General features: G+C 42.5%; 3 protein-coding genes. All 3 read right to left on the bottom strand.

What is annotated here, in order from left to right:
• Positions 1-4822 (bottom strand): beta-ketoacyl synthase N-terminal-like domain-containing protein (locus tag AC5JMF_RS13740; protein WP_495796283.1); only part of this gene is annotated, 4822 nt, incomplete at its 3' end.
• A 236-nt stretch (positions 4823-5058) separates the two neighbouring features.
• Entirely contained in the window at positions 5059-5337 is a 279-nt protein-coding gene (locus AC5JMF_RS13735; RefSeq protein WP_495796282.1) for a hypothetical protein, read from the bottom strand.
• 613 nt (positions 5338-5950) lie between these two features.
• Complete coding sequence (locus tag AC5JMF_RS13730; protein WP_495796281.1) at positions 5951-7285, bottom strand: ParB/RepB/Spo0J family partition protein; 1335 nt, start codon at positions 7283-7285, stop codon at positions 5951-5953.
• Positions 7286-7595 lie beyond the last annotated feature (310 nt).

Raw genomic sequence — 7595 nt, 5'->3', positions numbered from 1 at the left:
TCCAATCTTGGGCAATCAGGGAATGAGCCAATTTTGAGGTGGTCAGAGAACCATCGTCGGTGATTAAACAGATGTGTCCCTCTGGTAAAGTGCAATCTAGATAATCTGGTCGCGGTAGGCTTTTGAGTTGGACGGGTAGACGCGGGGTGTTATCGATTATTTGCGGTGGCCGTTGGTAAAACTCATACTCAGGCTTTTTTTTTTCACCTCCAGCTAGCTTCTGGAGATAATCAACGATTTGACCGATGGTGCGTAAATCTCCCAATTCTTCTATATCGGGTTTGGGTAAGTTGGGGTACATTTCTTGCATCGTCCCCAAGATTTCTACGCGTTTGATTGAGTCAATACCTAAGTCTGCTTCCATGTCCATCCCCAACTCAAGCATTTCTACTGGGTAGCCAGTCTTTTCGCTGGTGATGGTTAACAAGCTTTGACCCAAGTCTGCATACTCATCTGTGACGGCTTCAACTGGCTCAGGTGCAGTGATTACCGGGATTACGATGTCGGCTGCTTTTTGTGTCTCGTGGATGGCAATCTCTACAGAGATGCTTCTGGCGGCGTTGGCTTCTAAATACTCAACAACTTGACCAATGGTACGTTTTTCTGACAGTTCTTCTAAGTTTGGCTTGGGCAAGTCGGGGTATAATTCTTGTAATGCTCCCAGTATTTCTACTCGTTTGATGGAGTCGATACCCAAGTCTGCCTCCATGTCCATATCCATTTCCAGCATTTCTACTGGGTAGCCAGTCTTTTCGCTGGTGATGGCTAACAAGTTTTTACCCAGGTCAGCAACGTTAACGGTTGCATTCGGTATGGGTGCAGTAATTGTCATTGCAGGGACTGACACTGTGACGCTGGTTGCCTCTGCTTTAGGAACCTCAAGCGATGCTTGGCTCAAGTTGACAGGCACGTCTACGTGATTATCTTCTTCAGGAGTTTCACTTACTGGAGGAGAGCTAATTTTAACTACAACTTCAGTACGAGTTTCTACTATTGGAGGGGTGGGAATACTTGAGCCATTTTTAGCTACAGGCTCAGTTACAGGCAGGGATTGAGTTTCGACTATTTTGGCTGTGGGTGGTACTGGTGCATCGGTAACAGTTGTTTCTGTTGTTAAAGGGATAAACTGATGGCGATCGCTAACTCCGTTTGTTAATATCTGTGTTGGTTGAGTTGCACCCTCGCCAGAAATTAGCTGGGAGTACTCTTGTTGTACGAGTTGGAAAAAGCTTTTAGTATGTTCGAGTTGTTCTTGAAGATACTGCTCATGGATGCGGAGAGTTTCACCTTGTTGATTGTGAAACTGCATCATGCTACGCTCTAAGCCTTCTATAATCACTTGCTTGAGTTTGGCAGCTTCAGTAGAAGATTTCGCACCAGCTAACAAAGAATTCTGCTGTTGCATCAGTTGGAAAAATGTTCTGGCATATTCCATCTGATGGTTGAGATAAGTTTCGTGAACTTGTAAATTCTCAGCCTGATTTTGCTGAAACTGTGTCAAAAGATACTCTAAACTTTCTAAAAGTCGTTGGTAATTAACAAGTTTTTCTGATGTAGGTTGCATCTTCAATTCCTGAACTGGTTGATCTAAAAGGGTTACAGGATTCATCTGTGGTTCTAGTTGGGTAGTAACACTAGCTGCGACGAGGGTTGTTTTTTTATGTCCGTTGGTGGAGTGGGGAATTGGGAATTGGGGATGGTTGCTGAGCGTGGGTTGTTGAGCAGAGTCGAAACAAGCCGAAACATTGGAAGTGGGGAGATGTTCGGACTCAGCATTTACTGAATTTACAGAAACAGCAGGTAGTTTTACTTGATGTCCGTTTTGCAATGCTTGGGTGAAGGCGTTTTTGGTTTTTTCAGATACGTAGTTGATGCCATTTAAACGCACTGTTAACGCTTTCTTTTTCTCGATTGCAGGTAGCACTTGAGGCAGTTGGTAAGGATCGAGATTTTTTAAAGTCATACCAATCACACGCAACTGCACAACTGCTTCCCTCAGAGAACGATCGCTATTCTTTTGGGTGCTGGGATTCAGAGATACGGTAAGATGAGGGCGATCGCCAAGAATATCTTTTACCAAATTAGTAAGAATCCGTTTGGGGCCAAATTCCACGAAGCAATAACCACCAGCTGCATAGATTTGCTCAATCTCTTGCTTAAACAACACTGAGTTTGAGAGGTGGGTTTCGAGAACTTTTTGAATAGCTGACGATTCTTTGGGATACTGTTTGCTGGTAACGTTGCTAAATACAGGGATTTGCGGACTGTTAAACTTAACAGATTTAGTGGCAATCGCAAATGATTTCTGAGCAAAGGCAATTAACGGTGTGTGGAAGGCTGCGGATACAGGTAACAACACCGCCGCGTATCCTTGCTGTTGCAAAGTTTGCTGCACCTTAGTGATTTCTGCGGAGGGGCCTGCCAAAACAAATTGTGTGGGAGAATTTTGATTAGCGATCGTCACTTGCGGAAAATGCTTCAGCACTGGCTCAATCTTGCTGATGTCTTCCTTGACAGCCAACATGCTTCCTGCATCATGGTCGGGGTCTTCTGGTGCAGCCATTGCTTGACCTCTAGCTTTCACCAAAAACAAGTAATCTTCTTCACTCAACACGCCTGCTGCCCACAAAGCTGTCAGTTCACCAAAGCTGTGTCCGGCTGTAAAATCTGATTTGAACCCGGCTTGTTGCAGTATAGAATATAACCCAGCACTAAACACCCCGATTGCAGGTTGAGCGTATTCTGTGCGTTGCAATGCAGCAATTTGGGCAGCTTTTTCCGCTTCCTCAAAGACTGCGACAGGAAAAACGATCTCGGAGAGCGATCGCAAGTTATCTTTGAGTAACAGGCTATCCATGTGTCCATAAAGACGGCGCATGGCAGGGAAATTCATCACTACTTCCCGGCCCATCTCCAAGTATTGTGAACCTTGTCCAGAGAACAAAGCCACAACCTTACCACCCAGTTCCATACCAGAGGAACGATAGTAAATTCCTTGGGGATGCTCCCAAGATGCTGCTGAGCCTTTGTGCTTTAGCCAATCAATGCTAATTTGCAGTAACTTGCAGGCTTCTTGGAGATTCTCTGCCACAAATCCAACTCTAGCTGCTGAAAGAGGAATTTCTTGTGATTTGCACTCTTGAACTAATTGCGCGTAGTATCTGTCACCCCCTTCTGATTGCAACTTCCCTAAAATCTCTTCAGATTTTGTTGATAATTGTGCAGCAGTGGGAGCAAACAGTAGCACTTCACTAACAGAGTTGTGTAAGCGGTAGGCGCAATTCTGTTCACCTTCATGTTCTTCCAAGACAACGTGATAGTTAGTGCCGCCAAAGCCAAAAGAACTGACACCCGCCCGTCTTGGTGCTTCCCCTGTTGCCCGAATCCAGGGTCTAGTTTCAGTATTTAAGTAGAACGCTGAATCTTTGATATTGAGTTTGGGGTTCGGCTCGGTGATGTTAATTGTTGGTGGTAGAATCTTGTGATGTAATGCCAGAGCAGTTTTAATCAAGCTGGCTGCACCCGCCGCCGCTTTGGTATGTCCAATTTGGGATTTAACACTGCCCAAAGCGATATGCTGTTTTTTGCTATCCTGCTCACCAAAGAAGTCTCTCAAAGAACCGAACTCTGTCGGATCTCCAGCCATCGTACCTGTACCGTGGGCTTCCATCAAACCAACGGTAGCGGGAGAAAAACCAGCATCATCATAAGCACGACGTAAGGCAGAAACTTGTCCTTCTTTGCGGGGAGCATAAATGCTCTTATAGCGTCCATCGCTAGAAGTTCCAATGCCTTTGATGACTGCATAGATTTTATCGTTGTCGCGTTCAGCATCTTCTAGGCGCTTGAGTACGAGCATGGCAATACCTTCACCGAGCATCATCCCATCAGATTTCGCATCAAAAGGTTTGACATTCTCACTGGGGGAGACGGCTGGTGTTTTGCTGAAGGAAATGTAAGCCATGATAGTGTTGTCGGTATCAACACCACCAGTCAGCATCATGTCAGAGCGATGCTCAACTAGTTCGCTAATTGCCATCTTTAAAGCCCCGAAGGAACTAGCACAAGCCGCATCAACAACACAGTTCATGCCGCCAAAGTTCAGGCGGTTGGCAATTCTACCAGCGACAACATTAGCCAACATACCGGGGAAAGCATTCTCATCCCATTTGATGTAAGCGCTTTTGATTTTCTCGACGATTTTCTGTGTATCTTCGTCTGACAAACCACTACTTTTAAGAACTTTTTCCCACACAGGATATTCTAACCGGGCGGACAACGGCATTCCTAACTGTTTCGCCATTGCCACACCTAAAACTACCCCAACAGTTTCACGATTAAACTCACACGCTTCACCGTAACCTGCATCTTCCATCGCTTCTTTTGCAACTACTAAACTTAACAGTTGCGATACATCAGTTACTTCCAAAATACTTGGGGGAATCCCGAACTCCATCGGGTTAAAATCCACCTCTGGAATAAACCCACCTCTTTTACAATAGGTTTTATCTTCAGGGTTTCTAGGATTTGGATCGTAGTAATCTTTGACGCTCCAATGTGTAGAGGGAACATCAGTAATACAATCAATTTTACTAACTATATTTTGCCAGTATTCTCGGAGATTTCTTGCTTGAGGCAATAGAGAAGCCATGCCCACGATCGCTATAGGATTATTTTGTAATTGTCTATTAATTTTGTTAACTGACATGGATTTTTCTGACTTCATTTTTTTTTCCTCTATAAACCTAATCAAAGCCTTTTCACAATTGTTAATCTGGGCTTCTAACTCCGCCAAAGCAGTATCAATTGAATAAGCAGACATAGGGCATAGACTAATTTTAAGTACTGTGGATTGTGTAGATACAGTAGTTTATTTCACCTACGAACAACGAAGATATCTCTTCTTCCAAGCAGCCAGCTATCCTATCTGCAAAGGCTAAATGCTTTTCTCCAAATCAACACCACACGATACATACTGCCCTCGTAAAGCCAGAATTAATTGACGCTTTTGGCGTTTGCTTATAGGCAATTTGGGAAAACAGCGATCGCGTAAAAATGTTATCCAACATTCGACTCTTGATATTGCGGTAACAAGTCGATGACGTTGTTAAAACTGGTAAAATAATCTTGGAGTGCGTTAGCAGCTTGACCAGTGAATTCAATCCATTCGTAATGATACAAAGTTTGAGCAATTGTATCCCACTGGAGCAATGGAAACTTAGGAGTAGCTATAAGGACAGAAACGCTCTTGTCTCCCGAGGCAGTTCGCTCATCGAGCCGGACTGCGGCAACGTAGCTGGTATTAATGACAACGTTCTGTATCTTGATGAATGCCATAGCCAGTTTCAACGTCCAGGATAATATATCTTATGGGATTTGACTAATCAAAATTGACAAGTTTGTTACAGAAAAAACATTGCTCTAAATCCAATTTGTACCATGTGAGACAATAAATAAATTATCAGAAATCAACGGCTAGCAAAGCGGTTCAGCTTAGTGATTTTTAGTTTAAAAATATCAATTAAATAACTAGTTTGCCTTACCGCTTTGAAACATTGAATTAATAAAAACCATAACATACTTCATAGAAACTAAATCATTACTTTAAATTATTTTTAGAAAAAGACTAAATACTTGTTGAAGTGAATTGTAAATAATATCAAGTGCATAAGTATAATTTTTATCTGCTAGGATATGTGAAAAATTTTGTTTTCTACGAGTTAGACAAAACTTTTTCTAGATGAAGATAGCAGTACAACTATGTTGTCTAGAAAGTCACAATTCAACTAATACATAGATGAATTAAATAGCTATAAGTGTTTTTTTCTCAAAGAAACATCATAAATGGGGAGTGGGGAGTAGGGAGTGGGGAATGGAGAATTGGGAATTGGGAATTGGGAATAGAGTATTAATTCTTCTTTGCTTCCCCTGCCCCCCTGCCCCCTGTACCTCACCCCCCCCGCCAAGCCTCCTTGCCACTCCACCTCTGCCACCGCATCATCCCACGGCTGACTACGTCAGAATTTTGATCACCAGTAAAACAGATGCGTCCCATTCTTTCGCAAGCAATGAGGGTTTCACCGTGTCCCATAAACGGGGCAATCACAAAATTATTCTGAGTGGTGTACAAATTGAGCAAATAGTTGACAATTCCTTCTACTCCTTCAACATTAATTGGTGTTTGTGGTTTAGAAAGTACTTGATGAGAAAAAATTCCTATATATAAATTGCCCAGTACCAATTCATATTGAAAAGGCATTTGATTACGCTGGTAAAATTTATAAATGTTCCCCTCAAACAGCAACACAGCCACAACTCGTGCTTCATCGACTAAATAATTATGCTCCCAAGTTGATGATAGGATGGCGATCGCTAATGCCGCATTAGAAGGTAATAAATGCCTAAAGTCTTTACCTGCCGTATCGCCACAATACACCAAATGCCGACCCAGCATCCACTCGTCACCCGGTTTAACTATTAATTCACCAGACGCCGCTGATTTTTCTGCCAACTTCTTAGTCGGAGGCTGATGCTTCTTTAAAATTAACTTAGCTTCTTTCTCTGCTGTGACACTTTTATACGCTAATAGCTGCAATTGTTTTTGTTTCATCTGCAACTCAGCAACTAGTTTCACTTGCCGTTCAGCTTCTTGTTGGTTTCCTTGAGAAATCGCTAAATCTAAAGCTTTTTGTGCCGTTTCTGCTAAAGCGCGTTCATCACTACCAGCCCTAGCTATCCTCAACAATGCCGTAGGACTATCAGCCACAGGAGTGCCTTTAAGCAGCTGTTTAACCTCCGGGTGAATACCTTTAGCAATTTGCTTACCGTGCTGAAAAGTACGCTTGGAGTATCCTGCTTGTGTAGCCATCTCTAAAGTTCTCTTCAGAGGTGGTGAAATCATTTCACCACCTTTAAGCGTATGTTGGTTATCGCCCGCTTTCGCTCTCAGCCCCATGCGTTCGAGAATTTGATCTCGTTCCAACCAAAGCTCTGAACGCTCCAAAGGTTCTAGCTCATTGCGGATCAAATTTTCATCAATTTCCGCCAACCGGGCCTGCTCAGAATCTGTATAAGTAATGATATTGCACTCAATTTCCTCTAACCCCAATAACTTACAGGCTGTTAGACGATGTAATCCAGCAATCAAATTTAACTTTTGATCTATCGTAATAGGATTTAATAAACCATTAGTTCTAATCGATTCTTTCAGTTCATCAACTTTCTCGCCCTTCACCGGACGGCGGTTACAACCAACTTGGATTTGGTTTATGGGCACTGTAGGCATAATTACTATTTTTAAGTGCTATCAGTTAAAACACCAACAATATGACTAAGATACACCTAAGCAATTCAAAATTCAAAATAAAGAAATCCAATTAGGACAAGCATTCTGGCTAAATAACCCAATTATATTTGATGAACACGAGCAAAATTATGGTTTTATTCTCACAAATGATGAGAATGTCTTATAGTACACAACAGCCCTAAGAACAGTCTGACAAACTTATTGTGTTGACAACTCCAAGGTTTTTTGCAATACTTAATCATTAGTTACTCCATTTTGATAGCTTAATTTTTGGGCGCTCCATCCTTCG

The sequence above is a fragment of the Desmonostoc vinosum genome, from assembly GCF_059505385.1.
This window is presented reverse-complemented; position numbering and strand designations above follow the sequence as displayed.